General features: G+C 56.4%; 13 protein-coding genes and 1 other RNA gene. 7 read left to right on the plus strand and 7 right to left on the minus strand.

Translation table 11 applies throughout. From position 1 onward, the window contains the following. Nucleotides 1–214 precede the first annotated feature (214 nt). Nucleotides 215–1,174 (plus strand): IS110 family transposase, encoded by a 960-nt coding sequence (locus tag KGP26_RS24935; protein ID WP_059199085.1) that lies wholly within the window; start codon nucleotides 215–217, stop codon nucleotides 1,172–1,174. A 198-nt stretch (nucleotides 1,175–1,372) separates the two neighbouring features. On the opposite strand, the gene KGP26_RS24940 is transcribed toward KGP26_RS24935, so the two are convergent. Next, on the minus strand, nucleotides 1,373–2,278 hold the full coding sequence (locus KGP26_RS24940) for a LysR family transcriptional regulator (protein ID WP_021180661.1): 906 nt from the start codon (nucleotides 2,276–2,278) through the stop codon (nucleotides 1,373–1,375). Between the two features lie 107 nt (nucleotides 2,279–2,385). Here KGP26_RS24940 and KGP26_RS24945 point away from each other — a divergent pair, with 107 nt between their 5' ends. Next, nucleotides 2,386–3,087: a pirin family protein gene (locus tag KGP26_RS24945; protein WP_059198975.1), complete on the plus strand. Its 702-nt coding sequence runs from the start codon at nucleotides 2,386–2,388 to the stop codon at nucleotides 3,085–3,087. Between the two features lie 54 nt (nucleotides 3,088–3,141). Here the strand turns inward: KGP26_RS24945 and rnpB are convergent. Beyond that, an RNA gene (gene rnpB, locus KGP26_RS24950) (RNase P RNA component class A) lies at nucleotides 3,142–3,520 on the minus strand. A gap of 41 nt (nucleotides 3,521–3,561) precedes the next feature. Next, nucleotides 3,562–4,425, minus strand: coding sequence for a 16S rRNA (cytidine(1402)-2'-O)-methyltransferase (rsmI, locus tag KGP26_RS24955; RefSeq protein ID WP_021180663.1), 864 nt, complete (start codon nucleotides 4,423–4,425; stop codon nucleotides 3,562–3,564). 62 nt (nucleotides 4,426–4,487) lie between these two features. Here rsmI and KGP26_RS24960 point away from each other — a divergent pair, with 62 nt between their 5' ends. Genes KGP26_RS24960 through dolP form a run of 4 tightly spaced genes read left to right on the plus strand, consistent with a single transcriptional unit; the run spans nucleotide 4,488 to nucleotide 8,078 of the window. After that, a complete protein-coding gene (locus tag KGP26_RS24960) occupies nucleotides 4,488–6,500 on the plus strand; it encodes a penicillin-binding protein activator (RefSeq protein ID WP_059198976.1) in 2,013 nt (670 codons plus the stop codon). Next, nucleotides 6,497–6,850: a YraN family protein gene (locus KGP26_RS24965; protein WP_172414006.1), complete on the plus strand. Its 354-nt coding sequence runs from the start codon at nucleotides 6,497–6,499 to the stop codon at nucleotides 6,848–6,850. Before KGP26_RS24960 ends, KGP26_RS24965 begins: the two co-directional genes overlap by 4 nt. 51 nt (nucleotides 6,851–6,901) lie before the next feature. Continuing rightward, nucleotides 6,902–7,492 carry a DnaA initiator-associating protein DiaA gene (gene diaA / locus KGP26_RS24970; RefSeq protein WP_021806942.1) on the plus strand — a complete coding sequence of 197 codons (591 nt, stop codon included), beginning with the start codon at nucleotides 6,902–6,904 and terminating at the stop codon, nucleotides 7,490–7,492. Between the two features lie 10 nt (nucleotides 7,493–7,502). Continuing rightward, nucleotides 7,503–8,078: a division/outer membrane stress-associated lipid-binding lipoprotein gene (gene dolP / locus KGP26_RS24975; RefSeq protein WP_021180667.1), complete on the plus strand. Its 576-nt coding sequence runs from the start codon at nucleotides 7,503–7,505 to the stop codon at nucleotides 8,076–8,078. A gap of 55 nt (nucleotides 8,079–8,133) precedes the next feature. Here the strand turns inward: dolP and mtgA are convergent, their stop codons facing one another. The 4 genes from mtgA to KGP26_RS24995 all read right to left on the minus strand — a co-directional run bounded on the left by mtgA (nucleotide 8,134) and on the right by KGP26_RS24995 (nucleotide 13,133). Further along, the gene (gene mtgA, locus KGP26_RS24980) at nucleotides 8,134–8,865 is read right to left on the minus strand and encodes a monofunctional biosynthetic peptidoglycan transglycosylase (protein WP_059198977.1); all 732 of its coding nucleotides are present in this window, start codon (nucleotides 8,863–8,865) and stop codon (nucleotides 8,134–8,136) included. Next, nucleotides 8,862–9,515, minus strand: a complete 654-nt coding sequence (gene elbB, locus KGP26_RS24985; RefSeq protein WP_021806944.1) for an isoprenoid biosynthesis glyoxalase ElbB — start codon at nucleotides 9,513–9,515, stop codon at nucleotides 8,862–8,864. The genes mtgA and elbB overlap by 4 nt, the downstream gene beginning before the upstream one ends. Nucleotides 9,516–9,752: 237 nt before the next feature. Continuing rightward, a complete protein-coding gene (arcB, locus tag KGP26_RS24990) occupies nucleotides 9,753–12,092 on the minus strand; it encodes an aerobic respiration two-component sensor histidine kinase ArcB (RefSeq protein ID WP_021806945.1) in 2,340 nt (779 codons plus the stop codon). A 114-nt stretch (nucleotides 12,093–12,206) separates the two neighbouring features. Next, the gene (locus KGP26_RS24995; protein ID WP_021806946.1) at nucleotides 12,207–13,133 is read right to left on the minus strand and encodes a TIGR01212 family radical SAM protein; all 927 of its coding nucleotides are present in this window, start codon (nucleotides 13,131–13,133) and stop codon (nucleotides 12,207–12,209) included. 695 nt (nucleotides 13,134–13,828) lie between these two features. On the opposite strand from KGP26_RS24995, the gene gltB reads away from it, so the two are divergent. Further along, on the plus strand, nucleotides 13,829–18,289 hold the full coding sequence (gene gltB / locus KGP26_RS25000; RefSeq protein ID WP_021806947.1) for a glutamate synthase large subunit: 4,461 nt from the start codon (nucleotides 13,829–13,831) through the stop codon (nucleotides 18,287–18,289). The last annotated feature ends 10 nt before the right edge of the window (nucleotides 18,290–18,299 follow it).

The following is an 18,299-nucleotide window of genomic DNA, read 5'->3' on the forward strand; positions in this document are numbered from 1 at the left end:
TCTCCGCCTTAGCGGAGAAGATCCCCGACTGATCATCGGGAGATAGCCGGTGAGCTCCCCCTAACCCTAGTGCCTATGAGCCCGTGGGAGAGATTGTGCCCCGGCTGTCTATTTCCCTGTCGCCTTGTAGACCGAACGGTATCCTGTGCCTATGAGCACCTACATATAAGGATGGTCCGGCGATAAATTTCAGACATGGTTATGGAGTGCCATAATGCGTAGAACCCCTGTCGGCGTTGATATCGCTAAACACAAATTTGATGTCGCCGTACTGCTGGACAATCAGAAGTATAAAACCAAAAAGTTTGCCAATACCCCTTCTGGATGCCGCGAGTTCGCAGCCTGGTTGAGCCGCTTTGGCGACTGTCATGTCTGTATGGAAGCCACCGGGAGCTACAGCACGGAACTGGCCACTTATCTGGCAGACAACAACTACCACGTCAGTCTGATGAACCCGGCGTGTATCCATTCCTTCGGCAATACAGAACTGGCCCGGAACAAAACGGACAAAAGCGATGCAGCGATGATAGCCCGCTACTGCGCACTGCATCAGCCTGCCCCGTGGTTCCCAGCCCCGTTGAGCGAGCGCCAGTTGACCGCGTTGGTCAGGCATCTTAAGAACCTGGAAGAGATGCGTCAGATGGAAGAAAATCGCCTGGAGGTGGCCGAAGCAGTCATCGTCCCTTCACTCAATGAGCACATCGCCACGTTGGATGAACTGATACGAGAAACGAAAAAGAAAATCAGTCAGCACATCGATGATAACCCTGACCTGAAACGGGACAGCGAGTTGCTAAAAAGTATCCCTGGAGTGGGAGAGATGCTGAGCTCCAGCCTGCTGGCCTTCGCAGGAAACCTGCGTCGGTTCACCAGCAGCAAGGCCCTGGTAGCGTACGCAGGACTGAATCCACAGCGATGTGAGTCGGGGATGTTTAAAGGGAAAAGCCGGTTATCGAAAGTGGGGCACGGTGAGCTGCGAAGTGCGTTATACATGCCCGCGGTAGTGGCAGGCCAATACAATGTTGTGGTTAAAGACTTAACAGAAAGGCTAAAGTTGCGTGGGAAGTCGGGCAAAGAAAGAGTGTGTGCGGCGATGCGAAAGTTGCTGCAACTGGCCTATGGTGTGGTGAAATCAGGAAAGACATTTAATGCGGAAATACCGCTTGCCGGATAGCCGACAAGACGGTATCTCTCCCACAGGGAGAGGGAGCTGCCCGGTGACCTTGGTTGGCTCGTACAACTTCGGAAAATCGGGAGTAAAAACAAGAAAGGCAAGGTATTACGCAAAGCAATTAACGAACTCGATCGGTCCCCTCTCCCTGTGGGAGAGGGTTAGGGTGAGGGGTCTACACAATGCAAAAATGCGAAGAAGTTACTGATTCTCCTCGCGTGCAAACAGACGCGGGATTTCGCGTAGGAACCAGGATTTAGCCTCGCCCATACTGTCGCGCCGCCAGGCCATGATAATGTCTGCCTCACGGCTATATTCCGGCCCCACCACACGTAAACGCCCCTGCTCGATATCCTTCTCCACCATCTGATAAGGCATGGTGGCCACTCCCAGTCCGGCCAGCAAAGCGCGGCGCTTATCTTCGATGGTGCTCACCGTCAGGCGCTGCTGTTTATCCAGCAATTGCACCGTCAACACTGGCCGCTCCCGCGCGGTATCCGCCACCGCAATGCCACGGTATTTCACCCGCGTCAGCTCCGACAGCGGCTCCGGCTCCAGGTGGATCGGATGTTCCGGTGCGGCAACGTACACGCTCATCACCTTATACAGCTTGCGGGTGTTGATTTCAGAAGAGGCGCGAAAGTGCATATCCGGCGCAATAACGATATCGGCCCGCCCTTGCTCCAGCCGCTCCCATGCCCCAGCCAACACTTCGGTAAAGATCGAAACCTGAGTATTGGCCTTCAGCGCCAGCTTATCGACCAAAGGGAACAGCTTGTAGGCAGGGGACAGCGCTTCGCTGACGATGGTGAGATGAGTTTCCCACCCCCGCGCCAATGCTTCTGCATCGGTCGTCAGCTTGTCCGCCGCCTCGAGCAGTACGCGGCCACGCTCAAGCAGCATGCGACCAACGTTGGTAAATTTGGTGCGATGCCCAGATCGGTCAAACAGCACCACATCCAGTTCTTCTTCCAATTTTTGCATGGTGTAGCTGAGCGCCGAAGGCACTCGCCCCAGTTCATCGGCGGCGGCGGCAAAGCTGCCACGGCGGTCGATCGCATCCATAACCCTAAGCGCTTCAAGCGTTAACGCCCGATCTCTGGCCATCGAAACTCTCTATCAGGAAATTTGAATATACCGACCAGATTAACTGGCTAACAATCCGCCGTCCAGATGCTTACCATCAAGAGAATGAATTTAGAGAGCCGATTGCCATGATCACATGCAGAACAGCACAACAATGCGGGCAAGCTGACTTTGGTTGGCTGCAGGCTCGTTATACCTTTTCCTTTGGCCACTACTTCGATCCCAAACTGATGGGCTATGCGTCGCTGCGGGTACTGAATCAAGAGGTATTGGCACCGGGTGCCGCCTTCCAGCCACGCACCTATCCCAACGTAGATATCCTGAATCTGATCCTGCAAGGTGAAGCCGAATACCGGGACAGCGACGGCAATACCGTACGCGCAGGTGCAGGAGAGGCGTTATTGCTGGCTACGCAACCGGGGCTTAGCTATAGCGAACAGAACGTCAGCAGCAGCACGCCACTGACCCGGATGCAGCTGTGGCTGGATGCCTGTCCGGAGCGCAGTAACGAACGTGTGCAGCGTTTGAGCCTGCCAGATCAGCCCTATACGCTACTGGCCTCACCAGATGGTGCCCAAGGCAGCCTGCAACTGCGCCAACAGGTCTGGATACATCATTTGAACTTACCGGCGGGAGCACAGCAGACGCTTACTCTGCATGGGCCACGAGCCTACCTGCAATCGATCCACGGTACCGTTGAGGTCAATGGCGACCATCACCAGAGCCAGCGCCTGACCTGTGGAGACGGTGCGTTTATCCGCGAGGAAAACCGCCTCACCATCCAGGCCGAAGCGCCGCTACGTGCGCTGCTGATTGATTTGCCGGTGTAGGGTACAGATAAAGAAAAACCCCGCGCGACTCTCGTCACGCGGGGTTATCTGTATAGAGGGAGCTGACCGGTAAGCCGGGTTCTGTCGTGGACAGTCATTCCTCTAGGCCAGCAATCGCTCACTGGCTCAAGCAGCCTACCCGGGTTCAGTACGGGCCGTACCATGTGAACCCCTATTTGGCCTTGCTCCGGGTGGAGTTTACCGTGCCACGGACTGTTGCCAGCCGCGCGGTGCGCTCTTACCGCACCCTTTCACCCTTACCTGATCCCGCTTGCGCGGGCCATCGGCGGTTTGCTCTCTGTTGCACTAGTCGTAGGCTTGCGCCTCCCAGGCGTTACCTGGCACCCTGCCCTATGGAGCCCGGACTTTCCTCCCCTCCATCTGTCTCCCCCGAAGAGGACGGCAATGAAGCGGCGACTGTCTAGTCAACTCCGGCGCGGATAGTAGCGTTGCTGCGCCAGCAGGTCAACCGCTTTACTGTTCCTGCTGCTCTAGCGCATGTTTATACAGCGCATTTTTCTTCACGCCGTGGATCTCTGCAGTTAACGCCGCCGCCTTTTTCAACGGCAGCTCTTTTTGCAGCAGAGCCAGGGTACGCAGCGCTTCGAGCGGCAAATCGTCCTCCTGCGCCTTGTGCCCTTCCACAATCAGCACCATCTCCCCCCGGCGGCGCATCTCATCTTCCAGCACCCAGGCCAGCAGTTCCCCCACCGGGGCACCGTGAATCGATTCCCAGGTTTTGGTCAGTTCACGCGCCAGCACCACGTAGCGCTGTGGCCCCCACACGGTGACCATGTCCTGCAAACTTTCCAGCAAACGGTGGGTTGATTCGTAGAAAATCAGCGTTCGCGGTTCCTCTGCCAGCGCCAGCAGGGTATCCTTACGGCCTTTGGTTTTGGCTGGCAGGAAGCCTTCGTAGCAGAAACGATCGGAAGCCACACCGGCGGCACACAGCGCGGTGGTGGCAGCACAGGCGCCCGGCAGCGGCACGACGCGGATCCCCGCTTCGCGGCAACGGCGCACCAGGTGATAACCCGGATCGTTAATCAGTGGCGTGCCTGCGTCACTCACCAATGCTATGCTTTGGCCTTCCTGCAGTTTTGCCAGCAGTTGGTCCGCCTTCTGCTGTTCGTTATGGTCGTGCAGCGCAAACAACCGCGCGCTAATAGCAAAGTGTTGCAGCAGCAACCCGGTATGGCGCGTATCTTCCGCCGCAATCAGATCGACGCTTTTCAGTACCTCTATGGCCCGATGAGTCATATCCCCCAGGTTACCGATGGGGGTGGGCACCACGTACAGTGTCGATGCAGAAATAGCTGATTGTTGGTGTTGATTCATTGTTTCATCCGGATTGCCGATTTAATATTGAGCATCTTGAAAAAAACATCACTGGATACAGTATGCTTTCCTCAACATTCCTTCGTACCAAAGCAGGGCGATTAGTACCTGTTGTACTGGCAGCCTTGCTGTTAGCTGGTTGTCCAAGTCAGGTTCCACAAACTCCGCCCTCAAATATCCAGGACGAAGCCAGTGCCAACTCTGATTACTATCTGCAACAGTTGCAGCAAAGCAGCGATGATAACAAGGCTGACTGGCAATTACTTGCGATTCGCGCATTAACTCGCGAAGGCAAACTGCCACAGGCCAACGAGCAACTGAGCACCCTGCCGCAAAACCTGACGAGTACACAGCAGCTTGAGCGCCAACTATTAAGCGCAGAACTGCAGGTGGCCAACAAGAATTTGAGCGCAGCCCGCGATGCACTGAATAACATCGACAGCAGCGCGCTGTCACCGAATCAACTGGTTCGCCTGTATCAGGCGCAGATCGCGGCAAATCAGGGCCAAGCCTCACTGCCGCTGATCCGTGCCTATATTGCCCAGGAACCGTTACTAAGCGGCCAGGCTCATCAGGATAACCTGGATAAAACCTGGCAAACGCTGCTTGGCCTGAAGCCGGCCGACATGAACAGCCTGGTGATTAACGCCAACGAAAACGTGCTGCAAGGCTGGCTGGATCTGTTACGAGTCTATCAGGACAACCGTCAGGATCCCGATCTGCTGAAGGCCGGGATCAAAGACTGGCAGAACCGCTATCCGCAAAATCCGGCGGCGAAAAGCCTGCCAACGCAGTTGAATCAGGTGCTGAATTTCACCCAGGCTTCGACTTCGCATATCGCCCTGCTGCTGCCGCTGAACGGCCAGGCCAAGGTGTTTGCCGATGCGATCCAGCAGGGCTTTAACGCTGCGCAAAGTGGCATCGCACTCACTGCGCCCGTTCAGGCAATGCAGCCGACCAATAACCCTGACCAGACCGCGGCAGCAACGCCAGACAATGCCAACGGTGCCGTAAGCACTTCAGCCCCTGCGGCGGATACAACTCAGGTAGCCGCAGTACAACCCGCTACTCCTGCTCCGGTACCCGTCACTCCAGCCCCGGCAACCGGCGGGCAGGTGAAGGTCTACGACACCACCAGTCAGCCTCTGCCAGCGTTGTTGGCTCAAGCCCAGCAGGATGGCGCTACCCTGGTCGTGGGCCCGCTATTGAAGGCCGAAGTCGATCAACTCGCCACTACCTCGACGACGTTGAACGTGTTGGCACTCAACCAGCCTGAGCAACCGAAGGACAGCCCGAATATCTGTTACTTCGCCCTGTCACCGGAAGATGAGGCCCGTGACGCCGCCCGCCATATCTGGGAACAGCAAAAACGCCAGCCGTTACTGCTGCTGCCACGCGGCTCGTTTGGCGATCGCATTGCCAAAGCCTTCACCGAAGAGTGGCAGAAACTCGGCGGCCAGACCGTGCTGCAGCAAGGGATCGGTTCTGCCGGTGAGCTACGCCAGATGGTCAACAGCGGCGGCATTCGCATGAGCGGCACCCCGGTGGCCTCACAGGCTCCGGCGCAGCAGTCGGTGACTATCGCTGGTCTGACTATTCCAGCGCCACCAAGCGATATCCCGGCCTCTACCGGCGGTGGCGTGGACTCGGTGTATATTGTCGCCACGCAGGACCAGCTGACGCTGATCAAGCCGATGATCGACATGACCACCAGCTCTCGTAGCAAACCTGCCATGTTTGCCAGTTCACGCAGCTATCAGGCCGGTGCTGGCCCGGACTTCCGTCTGGAAATGGAAGGCCTGCAATTCAGTGATATTCCTCTGCTGGCAGGGGCCAATCCACAGTTGCAGCAGCAAGCCACCGCCAAATTCCGTAACGACTATTCCCTGGTGCGCCTCTACGCCATGGGGATGGATGCCTGGACATTGGCCAACCACTTTGCTCAAATGCGCCAGTTGCCAGGATTCCAGATTTCAGGCACCACCGGTGTGCTGACATCTTCACCTAACTGTGTGATCACCAGGAAACTGACTTGGCTGCAATACCGCCAGGGCTCGGTCGTTCCGGTCTCCTGAGTCAACGCGCCAAGGGGGCGGGCTATGAGTTCCAGGCCCGCCAATACCTGGAGCGCGCGGGGCTTACCTTCACCGCCGCCAACGTGGTGGTACGTGGGGGTGAGCTCGATCTCATCATGCGTGATGGTCAAACCTGGGTATTCGTCGAAGTCCGCTACCGCCGCAACGCCGCCTTTGGTGACGCAGCGGCCAGCGTGACTTACCGCAAGCAACGGCGATTGCTGCATGCCGCCGCCGTTTGGCTGGCAGGGCGAGGAGCCAGTTTTGACACATCATCTTGCCGTTTTGATGTTTTAGCCATTACCGGTAGCCAGTTAGAATGGATACCCAATGCCTTCAATGCGGATTAAACCCTGTTGACCGGTGTATGCCGGCCCTTTGACCTAGTGGATTAAAACAACGTGCTGGATAGAATCAAAGTCTGTTTTACCGAGAGTATCCAAACCCAGATTGCGGCAGCGGAAGCCTTACCTGACGCGATATCCCGTGCCGCGATGACCCTGGTTCAATCGTTATTGAACGGCAACAAGATCCTGTGCTGTGGCAACGGCACCTCGGCGGCTAACGCTCAGCATTTTGCTGCCTGCATGATCAACCGCTTTGAAACCGAACGCCCCAGCCTGCCCGCGATCGCGCTAAACGCCGATAACGTGGTGCTGACCGCCATCGGCAACGATCGTCTGCATGATGAAATGTATGCCAAACAGGTGCGGGCACTCGGCCACACCGGTGACGTACTGCTGGCGATTTCCACCCGCGGCAATAGCCGTGATATTGTAAAAGCGGTCGAAGCTGCGGTAACGCGTGATATGACCATTGTTGCGCTTACCGGCTACGATGGCGGAGAGTTGGCGGGTTTACTCGGCCAGCAGGATGTGGAGATACGTATCCCCTCTCACCGCAGTGCACGCATTCAGGAGATGCATATGCTTACCGTCAATTGCCTATGCGACCTGATTGATAACACATTGTTCCCCCACCAGGACGATTAAAGGAACTGAGATGAAGCTAAGAGCCACATTTGCAGTGCTGTTCAGCGCCCTACTGTTGCAGGGTTGCGTCGCGGGCGTTGTCGTTGGCAGCGCCGCGGTTGCCACCAAAACGGCGACCGATCCACGCACCGTAGGCACACAGGTCGATGACGGCACGTTGGAAGCCCGGGTCGAAAATGCCATCAGCAAAGATCAGCAACTGAAGAAAGAAGCCCGTGTCGTAGCCACCGCCTATCAGGGCAAAGTGCTGCTGACCGGCCAGGCTCCTACCACCGAGCTCGCCAGCCGGGCGAAACAGATCGCACTTGGCGTCGATGGTGCCGCTGAGGTGTATAACGAAATTCGCCAGGGCACGCCGGTCAGCCTGGGCACCGCCTCTTCCGATACCTGGATCACCACCAAGGTGCGTTCGCAGATCCTGACCAGCGATACCGTCAAATCTTCAAACGTGAAGGTCACTACCGAAAATGGCGAAGTGTTCTTGCTAGGTTTGGTGACACAGCAGGAAGGCCAGTCTGCGGCGCAGATCGCCAGCCAGGTTAGCGGCGTGAAGCACGTGACAACGGCGTTTACCTACGTTAAATAATCTCGTGAGTCGGGTCTTGGGGTGATCCAGATACCCCATAGACCCTGTATCACGATCACTTCAGATCGTTCGCCTTGAGAAATCCTTCGCCACCCAACTGGCGCATCTGACGCATAATCCACTGTTGGCGCTGGATCACGTACCCCGAAGGGGCACCGGCCTTGAAACGATGTGGATTAGGCAGCACCGCCGCCAGCAGGGCCGCTTCCGAGGCCGTCAGACGGCTTGCCGGCTTGTGGAAAAAGTGCTGAGCCGCCGCTTCCACGCCAAAGATACCGTCACCAAACTCGACGATATTCAAGTACACCGTCAAAATACGCCGTTTGGTCCATACCAGCTCAATACCTGCCGTTAGCCCAACCTCCAGCCCCTTGCGCAGCCAGCTGCGCCCATCCCACAAAAACAGGTTCTTTGCCGTTTGCTGGGAAAGGGTAGAAGCACCACGGATGCGCGTTGGCCGTTTTTCATTATGGCTGATCGCCTTTTCAATAGCCGCCACGTCAAACCCCCAGTGATCGGGGAATTTCTGATCCTCTGCCGCCATCACCGCCAGCGCCATCGAGGGGGCAATATCGTCCATCGCTACCCAGTCGGAATGCGCCACATAGCCGAAATCCCCACTCAGCCAGGCACCGAGCTGCCGCTCCACCATCACCGCAGAAAACGGCACCGGCAGAAAAGCGAATAGAATGATCCCCACCAGCCACAGGCCAATAACCGCAAGAACGCCTCGTTTAAACCAAAACCACAGGCGAACAATCCACGATTTACGAGAAAACCTTATCATTCCACCAGATCCAGCACTCGTGACACCAGCTTATCAATTCCCTGCGCTGCCTCGCCGATCGACTGGGCCAACATGTAGGCCGGGGTCGTGACAACCTTGTTTTCAATATCAACTACGATGTCATCTACCGGGCAGATCACCGGCTCACCGCCCATGGCATCAATCACTTCCCCCAGATCGGGATCGTTACCAATGGTCAATCGCAACGGTTGATCGAGAACTTTCGGCAACAGCGTGGGCGCAATGCACATCAAACCCATTGGTTTGTTTCTCTTATGCATTTCCAGAATAAGCTTAGACAAATCGGGATCCACTGAACATTCCGCCCCTTGCGTGGCAAAGCTGCTCAAATTCTTCGCCGCACCAAATCCACCGGGCACAATCAGGGCATCCAACTGCTCGGCATCGGCCTGTGAAAGCGCCTGAATTTTGCCACGAGCGATGCGCGCCGACTCCAGCAAAACGTTGCGACTCTCTGGCATTTCTTCGCCGGATAAATGATTAATAACATGTAGTTGTGCCTTATCCGGTGCAAAGCAGACCGCTTGCGCACCGGCACGATCCAGAGCCAGCAAGGTGAGCACCGCCTCATGGATTTCTGCCCCGTCATAAACACCACAACCACTCAGCACTACAGCGACCTGTTTCATCGACATTCTCCCAGCCAGGACCGCCGGCAAAGGCAGGCCCAGAGGCGACAAATACTAACTACATCACATATTTTAATGATTCTTCTAACAAGAGCGCTTACATTTGCTATGTTGTTCGCTGTATGATGTATACGAATTTCGTACCACCTGCTCTACCAGAACGCTAAAAACCAATACGCAGGTTAATGATTTCCCTGGTGTTGGCGCAATATTCGCGCACCCCGGCCTCGGCTGGGGTCATTTTTTTTCAGCGTTCTCTACCCAAGCTCGCAGCACCGCCACGTCATTGCGCCACTCCTGCTTCAGCTCATCGACCCATTCTTGCACGTTGTCTTGCCAGGCTGGTAACGTTGGCGTCTGGATCTGCTGGGCCAGCTGTTGCAGATGTTTTAGCCCGACGGAGCCAGCGGCACCCTTGATTTTGTGCCCTTCTTCGGTGATCCCTTTCTCGTCCTTCGCGGTCATGTTGGAATCCAGCACCGCCAGATACCCCGGCATAACCTGTTCAAACATCGCCAGGCTCTGATGGATCAGCTGCGGCCCCACCAGATCCATGTACTGCTCCAGCATTGCGGTATCCAATAACGATTCATTAATCTGCATCGACTTTTGCTCCGTTTTCTTTGTGGTATGTTGGGGTTGATGATCCCAGTAATGTTTGATCATCTTGGTCAAGGCCGGTACCGACAACGGCTTGCTCAGCACATCGTCCATGCCCGCTTCAAGATACTCTTTCTTGTCTTTCAGGACATTAGCTGTCAACGCAATCAGCGGCGGCAACGAGCGGCCCGCATAACGCTCGCGCAGCTCACGGGCGATATCCAGCCCGCTCATGTCCGGCAATTGAATATCCAACAGAGCCAGATCGAACTCGTCCGGGTCGAACATGGCTAACGCATCGCTGCCGTTCATGGCTACCGCAACGCTGTTACCCAGCTTCTCCAACACCGAACGCGCCACGATCACGTTCAGTTCGATATCTTCCACCAGCAGGATATGCAACGCCGGTAGCGGCATTTCTTCCACCGCCTGGACCTCATTGACCACTTCGTCCACCGCTGGCGCCTTGATGGTCAAGGTGAAGCAAGAACCGTGCCCTTGTGCGCTGTTTACTGTGATATCTCCGCCCATACTCTGCGCCAGCCGTTTGGAGACCGCCAGACCGATCCCGGTGCCGGTCGCCGGACGCCCGCCGTTCTGGTCTTTGACCTGATAATACATGGCGAAAATCTTGTCTTGCTCATCCTGCGGGATCCCCATGCCTGAGTCTTCAACCTCAAACACGATCTGTTCCTGCTCTTCGCGCCTGACGCGCACCACGATCTGGCCTTGCTGGGTGAATTTCACCGCGTTGCCGATCAGGTTCCACAGGATCTGACGCAGGCGTGTGCCGTCCGTAATGATTTTCTCCGGTAGCGGTAACTCGGGCTCCATCACGAACTGCAGCCCTTTCGGCTGCACCAGCAGGCCGGAGAGGTTCTCCAGATCCGCCAGGAAGCCGGTAAAGTCGACCGGCTGATTGTCCAACTGGACCTTACGCCGCTCGAGTTTATCCATCTCGATGATGTCGTTGAAAATATTACCCAGGGTGATGGCACTGACGTGGATGGTTTTCAAATACTTCAGTTGCTCATCGTTCAGTTCGGTATCGAGCAGAATACGGCTCAGGCCGACGATGCCATTAAGCGGCGTACGAAGCTCGTGGCTGATCGTTGAGATAAAGGTAGTCTTCTCCCTGCTGGCGTTCTCCAGCGCGTCCTGATAGCGCTTACGCTCGGTTATATCGCGGCCAAAGCCCATCAGCCCGTGACGTTTGCCCACGCGGTCGTAAAACGGCACCTTGCGCAATTCAAAACAGGCCTTGCGACCGTCTGGGTACACCAACCATTGTTCATAGGTCAGGGAGACGTTATGGCGGAATACTTTCTCATCGGTTTCGATGACTTTTTCGGCGATCTCTTTGCTGTAGACATCAAAGGGGGTCAGGCCGATCAGCTGTTTTTCACTCTTGCCGGTCAGCAGCTCCATCGCCCGGTTGCAGCCGGAAAACTCTTTTTCTTCGTTGCGGTAGTAAACCAGATCGGGGGAGGCATCGAGGAAAGAGCGTAGCAATGCTGATTGTTGGCCCAACTCCACCTGCGCCTGTTCGCGCTGCTCCATCTCTTCGGTCAGCTTATCCATCACCTGTTGGCGATCTTGCTCCGCCTTGATACGGTCGGCAATTTCCTGATTGAGCTGGCTGATGTTCTCTTGCATCTGCTGGTTCAGCGCGAGATCGCGATTGCGCATCTCCTCAAGCTTATCCACCAGCCGAGCCAGGCGCTGGCGCGACTCTTCCAGTTGCTCTACCACCACCGAAAGGAAATAAACCGCCCACGGCGTGATCAGTAGACCGAAGAAGATGGAGCGCACCACGTCGATGCTTTCCACTTCACCACGCAACAGCATGGTGACCGCCATCTGCACCACCATCGCCAGTATCACCAGCGCTGAAGCCAGCAACAGTGAAAAGCGCACCAGCCCCAGTTTTACCATCAAATCAACGTAGTACTGGGCTAACACCCGGATTTGCTTCATGAGCCATTCCCAACAGACATAATCTCTCAAATCATACCGTAAAATGCGGTCAAGATAAGAAACCTTACTGTGAACTGTGGGAATGGTTGCAATTCGCAACCTGAGAACAGGGTTTTAAGGCTGGTATTGCTGGCCTACGGCCAAAGCCGAACCCTGACCACCATGCCGCTGAAGATAGCCGCCGACGGCCTGCATGCCGTTCCAACGGTTTTCGCACCATAATGGTGCCAACAGGGTGGGCCGACGGGCGCTGGCCGAGATGCGGTGGTAGATAATCTCCTTCGGCGTATGGCGGATCATTTCCCCGGCGCTGAATGCGTAATCTTCCAGCGACAGCTCGGGCAAACGCCCCGCCTGCCAGGCTCGCGCCATGGTACTACCGGTGACAATATGCAGCGGGTGCAGCTTGATGCCGTCTACCCCGCTCTCAGCCACCGCTTGCAGCGTAGCCAGATGATGTTGATGAGTCTCACCGGGCAGGCCAACGATCAGGTGGCTGCATACCTTCAGGCCGCGTTCCCGCGCCAGGCGGCTGGTCTGCTGGTAACAGGAGAAATTGTGACCACGGTTGATGCGCTTTAGTGTTTTATCGTGCGCCGTTTGCAGCCCCAGCTCCAGCCACACCTCGAAGCCCTGCTCACGGTAGCCTGCCAGCAGATCGAGCGCCGCTTCCGGCACACAGTCTGGCCGGGTGCCGACACAGATACCCACCATCTCGGCCTGCGTCAGCGCCTGCCGATACATGTTGGCCAACAGTTCGACTTCGGCATAAGTGCTGGTATAGGCCTGGAAATAGGCCAGATAGCGCTTGGCCCGGTTAACCTTCTGCGCCTGAATGGCCAGTTGCTCCGCAATGCTTTGCTGCTGCATCTGTTCATCGGCAAAAGAGGCCACGTTGCAGAAAGTGCAGCCACCGCGCCCCAGCGTGCCGTCGCGGTTCGGGCAGCTAAACCCACCGTGCAGCGTGAGTTTGTGGATCTTCTCCCCATAACGGCGCTGAAGATCGCTACCAAACATATTGACTAATTGCGGCAACTGCATAATCTTGGTGTCTCTCTGTGTTTGAAGGCCGTTATGCTAATAAGAAACGGCTTTTCCCGCGATGACAGGGATCAACGCTTTTCCCCAAAGGCCGCCGTAGGCATAACTATTCATTATTAGTGCAAATAAAATCATTTTTATCTCGATGAAAGTTTCTAATCCTCAGCGCACTGTTAACAGCTTTATGACAAAGCGGTGAAAAATAGTTATAAACAACAATAAATATAAATTTACCAGAATAAAACTCTGGCATTGCCGCCAGCACTAGCATGGTGCAGAGATTCAGGCATTGCACTATAGTGAGACAGCTCACATTTTTGCGGCACTCCCCCTGCCTTTCCATCGAGCCAAAACCGTCTGAAAAAACTTATTTTTCATCATCATAAACCTCATGCAAGCCATCAAAATCCCTGTTAAGCCCATATTTGACCTGCGTATTCTTTCTCGCTAAGTTGGAGGTCCGCTGGAAGCTTTCTGGACGGGCAAACGTCTCGTCATAATTATGCAGTAATTTAAGACTCCCTCTTAAAACAAGTCATTTACCACTTGTGAGAACCGTCACGAGAGGCCATTGATGGAGGGCGGAAAAGCAGATTGGCGATATTAACCTTGCTGATTGGACTTCTGCCTGAAATTGAGCAGGCCCTTCGCAGTGGGTTGTAAGAGTCACACAGAGCCTGGGGAGGTTCACTGATATGCTGTACGATAAATCCCATGAGAGGGACAACTGTGGTTTCGGCCTGATCGCCCACATAGAAGGCGAACCTAGCCACAAAGTGGTGAGGACCGCTATTCACGCACTGGCCCGCATGCAACACCGTGGTGCAATTCTTGCTGACGGCAAGACTGGCGACGGTTGCGGCCTGTTATTGCAAAAGCCCGATCGCTTTTTCCGCATGGTGGCGGAAGAGCGCGGCTGGCGTTTAGCCAAGAACTACGCCGTTGGCATGATGTTCCTCAGCCAGAACGAAGAGGAAGCCCGTGCCAGCCGCCGCATTGTTGAAGAAGAGCTGCAGAACGAAACGCTGTCGATCGTCGGCTGGCGCGAAGTTCCTACCAACCCGGACGTTCTGGGTGAGATCGCCCTCTCTTCCCTGCCGCGTATTGAACAGATTTTCGTAAACGCCCCTGCGGGCTGGCGTCCACGTGATATGGAACGCCGCCTGTTTGTAGCCCGTCGCCGTATCGAGAAGCGCGTCCAGGACGACAGCTTCTATGTGTGCAGTTTCTCCAACCTGGTGACGATCTACAAAGGTCTGTGCATGCCAGCCGATCTGCCACGCTTCTATCTGGATCTGGCCGACCTGCGGCTGGAATCGGCCATCTGCCTGTTCCACCAGCGCTTCTCAACCAATACCGTGCCGCGCTGGCCTTTGGCACAGCCGTTCCGCTATCTGGCGCACAACGGTGAGATCAATACCATCACCGGTAACCGCCAGTGGGCACGTGCCCGTACCTACAAGTTCCAGACCCCGTTGATCCCGGATTTGCAAGCAGCTGCGCCTTTCGTTAACGAAACCGGCTCCGACTCCAGCTCACTGGATAATATGCTGGAACTGTTGCTGGCAGGCGGTATGGATCTGATCCGTGCCATGCGTTTGCTGGTGCCACCGGCCTGGCAGAACAACCCGGATATGGACACCGATCTGCGCGCTTTCTTTGACTTCAACTCGATGCACATGGAGCCGTGGGACGGCCCGGCGGGCATCGTGATGTCCGATGGCCGCTACGCCGCCTGTAACCTGGACCGTAACGGTCTGCGTCCGGCGCGCTACGTCATCACCAAAGACAAGCTGATCACCTGTGCCTCAGAAGTCGGCATCTGGGATTACCAGCCGGATGAAGTCATCGAAAAAGGCCGCGTCGGGCCAGGCGAGCTGATGGTGATCGACACCCGCAGCGGCAAGATCCTACACTCAGCCGAAACCGACAACGATCTGAAAAGTCGCCATCCGTATAAAGAGTGGATGGAGAAGAACGTCAAACGTCTGGTACCGTTCGAAGACCTGCCAGAAGATCAGGTGGGCAGCCGCGAGCTGGATGACGCCACGCTGGAAACCTACCAGAAGCAGTTCGGCTACAGTAGCGAAGAGCTGGACCAGGTGATCCGCGTACTGGGCGAGATCGGCCAGGAAGCCACCGGTTCGATGGGTGACGATACCCCGTTCGCCGTGCTTTCCAGCCGTCCACGCATCATTTATGACTACTTCCGCCAGCAGTTCGCTCAGGTCACCAACCCGCCGATCGATCCGCTGCGTGAAGCCCACGTCATGTCTCTGGCCACCAGCATCGGCCGCGAGATGAACGTATTCTGCGAAGCCGAAGGCCAGGCGCATCGTCTGAGCTTCAAATCGCCGATCCTGCTGTATTCAGACTTCAAGCAGCTCACTACGCTGGAAGGCGAATATTATCGTGCCGACACGCTCGATCTGACCTTCGATCCGGCGGAGCAGGATCTGGAACAGACCATCCATGCCCTGTGCAACGAAGCGGAACGTAAAGTCCGTGACGGCGCAGTGTTGCTGGTACTGTCCGATCGTGCCATCAGCAACCAGCGCCTGCCGGTGCCGGCGCCAATGGCGGTGGGGGCAATCCAGACCCGCCTGGTGGACAAAAACCTGCGCTGTGATGCCAACATCATCGTTGAAACCGCCAGCGCCCGCGACCCGCATCACTTCGCCGTGTTGCTGGGCTTTGGTGCCACCGCCATCTACCCGTATCTGGCCTACGAAACGCTGGCCAAGCTGGTCGACAGCCAGGCGATCGACAAGAAATACCGCGACGTGATGCTGAACTACCGTAACGGCATCAATAAAGGGCTGTACAAGATCATGTCCAAAATGGGCATCTCGACTATCGCCTCTTACCGCTGTTCCAAACTGTTTGAAGCCGTTGGCCTGCACCGTGACCTGTCCGATCTCTGCTTCCAGGGCGTGGTCAGCCGCATCGGCGGTGCCAGCTTCAGCGACTTCCAGCAGGATCTGCAAAACCTGTCCAAACGCGCCTGGCTGAAACGCAAGCCGCTGGATCAAGGTGGCCTGCTGAAGTTCGTCCACAACGGCGAGTACCATGCGTATAACCCAGACGTGGTGAACTCGCTGCAAAAAGCGGTGCACAGCGGTGAATACAGCGATTACCAGGCTTATGCCAAGCTGGTGAACGAGCGCCCGATTGCTACATTGCGCGACCTGCTGGCGATCACCCCGAAAGGCGCGCCGATCCCGGTCGATCAGGTTGAGCCCGCCGAATCACTGTTCAAACGCTTCGATACCGCCGCCATGTCCATCGGGGCACTCAGCCCGGAGGCTCATGAGTCGCTGGCGATTGCCATGAACAGCCTGGGCGGTTTCTCCAACTCCGGTGAAGGCGGTGAAGATCCGGCGCGCTACGGCACCAACAAGGTGTCCCGGATCAAGCAGGTGGCCTCTGGCCGCTTCGGCGTGACGCCAGCCTATCTGGTGAACGCCGACGTGATCCAGATTAAGGTCGCCCAAGGTGCCAAGCCGGGTGAAGGCGGTCAGTTGCCTGGCGATAAGGTCACACCGTATATCGCCAAACTGCGTTATTCGGTGCCGGGCGTGACCCTGATCTCACCTCCGCCGCATCACGATATCTATTCGATTGAAGATTTGGCACAGCTGATTTTCGATCTGAAACAGGTGAACCCGAAGGCAATGATTTCGGTGAAGCTGGTTTCCGAGCCGGGCGTGGGCACCATTGCCACCGGCGTAGCGAAAGCCTATGCCGATCTGATCACCATTGCCGGTTACGACGGTGGCACCGGTGCAAGCCCGTTATCTTCAGTTAAATATGCTGGCTGCCCATGGGAGCTTGGCCTGGTAGAAACCCAGCAGGCACTGGTGGCCAACGGCCTGCGCCACAAGATCCGCCTGCAGGTGGATGGTGGCCTGAAAACCGGCGTGGACATTGTCAAAGCAGCCATTCTGGGTGCAGAGAGCTTTGGCTTCGGCACCGGCCCGATGGTGGCGCTGGGCTGTAAATACCTGCGTATCTGCCACTTGAACAACTGCGCGACCGGCGTAGCAACTCAAGATGAAAAACTGCGCCGCGATCACTATCACGGCCTGCCAGAGCGCGTGACCAACTACTTCCAGTTTATCGCTCGGGAAACCCGCGAGATCATGGCTACGCTCGGCGTCAGCCAACTGGTCGATCTGATTGGCCGCACCGAGTTCCTGACCGAGCTCGACGGGATCTCCGCCAAGCAGAACAAGCTGGATCTGTCGCCATTGCTGAAAACCGCCACGCCACACGCGGGCAAAGCCCTGCACTGCACCGAAAGCAGCAACCCACCGTTCGATCAGGGCGTGCTGAACAAGGAGCTGATGGCACAGGCGCAACCGCATATTGAGGCCAAGCACAGCAAGACCTTCTATTTCGATATTCGTAACACCGATCGTTCCGTCGGCGCGACCTTGTCAGGAGCCATTGCCACCCTGCATGGCGACCAAGGGATGGCCGCCGATCCGATCAAGGCGCATTTCTCCGGTACCGCAGGCCAGAGCTTCGGCGTGTGGAATGCCGGCGGCGTTGAGCTGACCCTGACCGGCGATGCTAACGACTATGTCGGTAAAGGGATGGCCGGTGGCCGTATCGCCGTGCGTCCTCCGGTGGGCTCTGCCTTCCGCAGCCACGAAGCCAGCATCATCGGCAACACCTGCTTGTACGGCGCAACCGGTGGCAAGCTATTCGCTGCAGGCCGTGCCGGGGAGCGTTTCGCCGTGCGTAACTCCGGGGCAATTACCGTGGTTGAAGGCATTGGCGATAACGGCTGTGAATACATGACCGGTGGCATCGTCTGCGTCTTGGGCAAGACCGGCATCAACTTTGGTGCGGGTATGACCGGCGGCTTCGCCTATGTACTGGATGAAGATGGCGAGTTCCGCAAACGCGTCAACCCGGAACTGGTGGAAGTGCTGGACGTCGATCAACTGGCGATCCATGAAGAGCACCTGCGCGGTTTGATCACCGAACACGTGCAGTTGACCGGTTCATCACGGGCAGAAGAGATCTTGGCTAACTGGCCGGTTTGGGCGCCGAAGTTTGCGCTGGTCAAACCGAAGTCCAGTGATGTCAAAGCATTGTTGGGTCACCGTAGTCGTTCCGCAGCCGAGCTGCGGGTTCAGGCGCAGTAAGGGGTCATTG

The organism is Serratia sp. JSRIV002 (assembly GCF_019968725.1).
GTDB lineage: Bacteria > Pseudomonadota > Gammaproteobacteria > Enterobacterales > Enterobacteriaceae > Chania > Chania fonticola_B.

Bases quoted from the DNA above. Each gene is read 5' to 3' on its own strand.
- KGP26_RS24960 (WP_059198976.1), top strand. From the start codon at position 4,488: ATGCTTTCCTCAACATTCCTTCGTACCAAAGCAGGGCGATTAGTACCT.
- mtgA (WP_059198977.1), bottom strand. From the start codon at position 8,865: ATGATAAGGTTTTCTCGTAAATCGTGGATTGTTCGCCTGTGGTTTTGG.
- elbB (WP_021806944.1), bottom strand. From the start codon at position 9,515: ATGAAACAGGTCGCTGTAGTGCTGAGTGGTTGTGGTGTTTATGACGGG.
- KGP26_RS24935 (WP_059199085.1), top strand. From the start codon at position 215: ATGCGTAGAACCCCTGTCGGCGTTGATATCGCTAAACACAAATTTGAT.
- KGP26_RS24940 (WP_021180661.1), bottom strand. From the start codon at position 2,278: ATGGCCAGAGATCGGGCGTTAACGCTTGAAGCGCTTAGGGTTATGGAT.
- rsmI (WP_021180663.1), bottom strand. From the start codon at position 4,425: ATGAATCAACACCAACAATCAGCTATTTCTGCATCGACACTGTACGTG.
- dolP (WP_021180667.1), top strand. From the start codon at position 7,503: ATGAAGCTAAGAGCCACATTTGCAGTGCTGTTCAGCGCCCTACTGTTG.
- KGP26_RS24945 (WP_059198975.1), top strand. From the start codon at position 2,386: ATGATCACATGCAGAACAGCACAACAATGCGGGCAAGCTGACTTTGGT.
- gltB (WP_021806947.1), top strand. From the start codon at position 13,829: ATGCTGTACGATAAATCCCATGAGAGGGACAACTGTGGTTTCGGCCTG.
- KGP26_RS24995 (WP_021806946.1), bottom strand. From the start codon at position 13,133: ATGCAGTTGCCGCAATTAGTCAATATGTTTGGTAGCGATCTTCAGCGC.
- arcB (WP_021806945.1), bottom strand. From the start codon at position 12,092: ATGAAGCAAATCCGGGTGTTAGCCCAGTACTACGTTGATTTGATGGTA.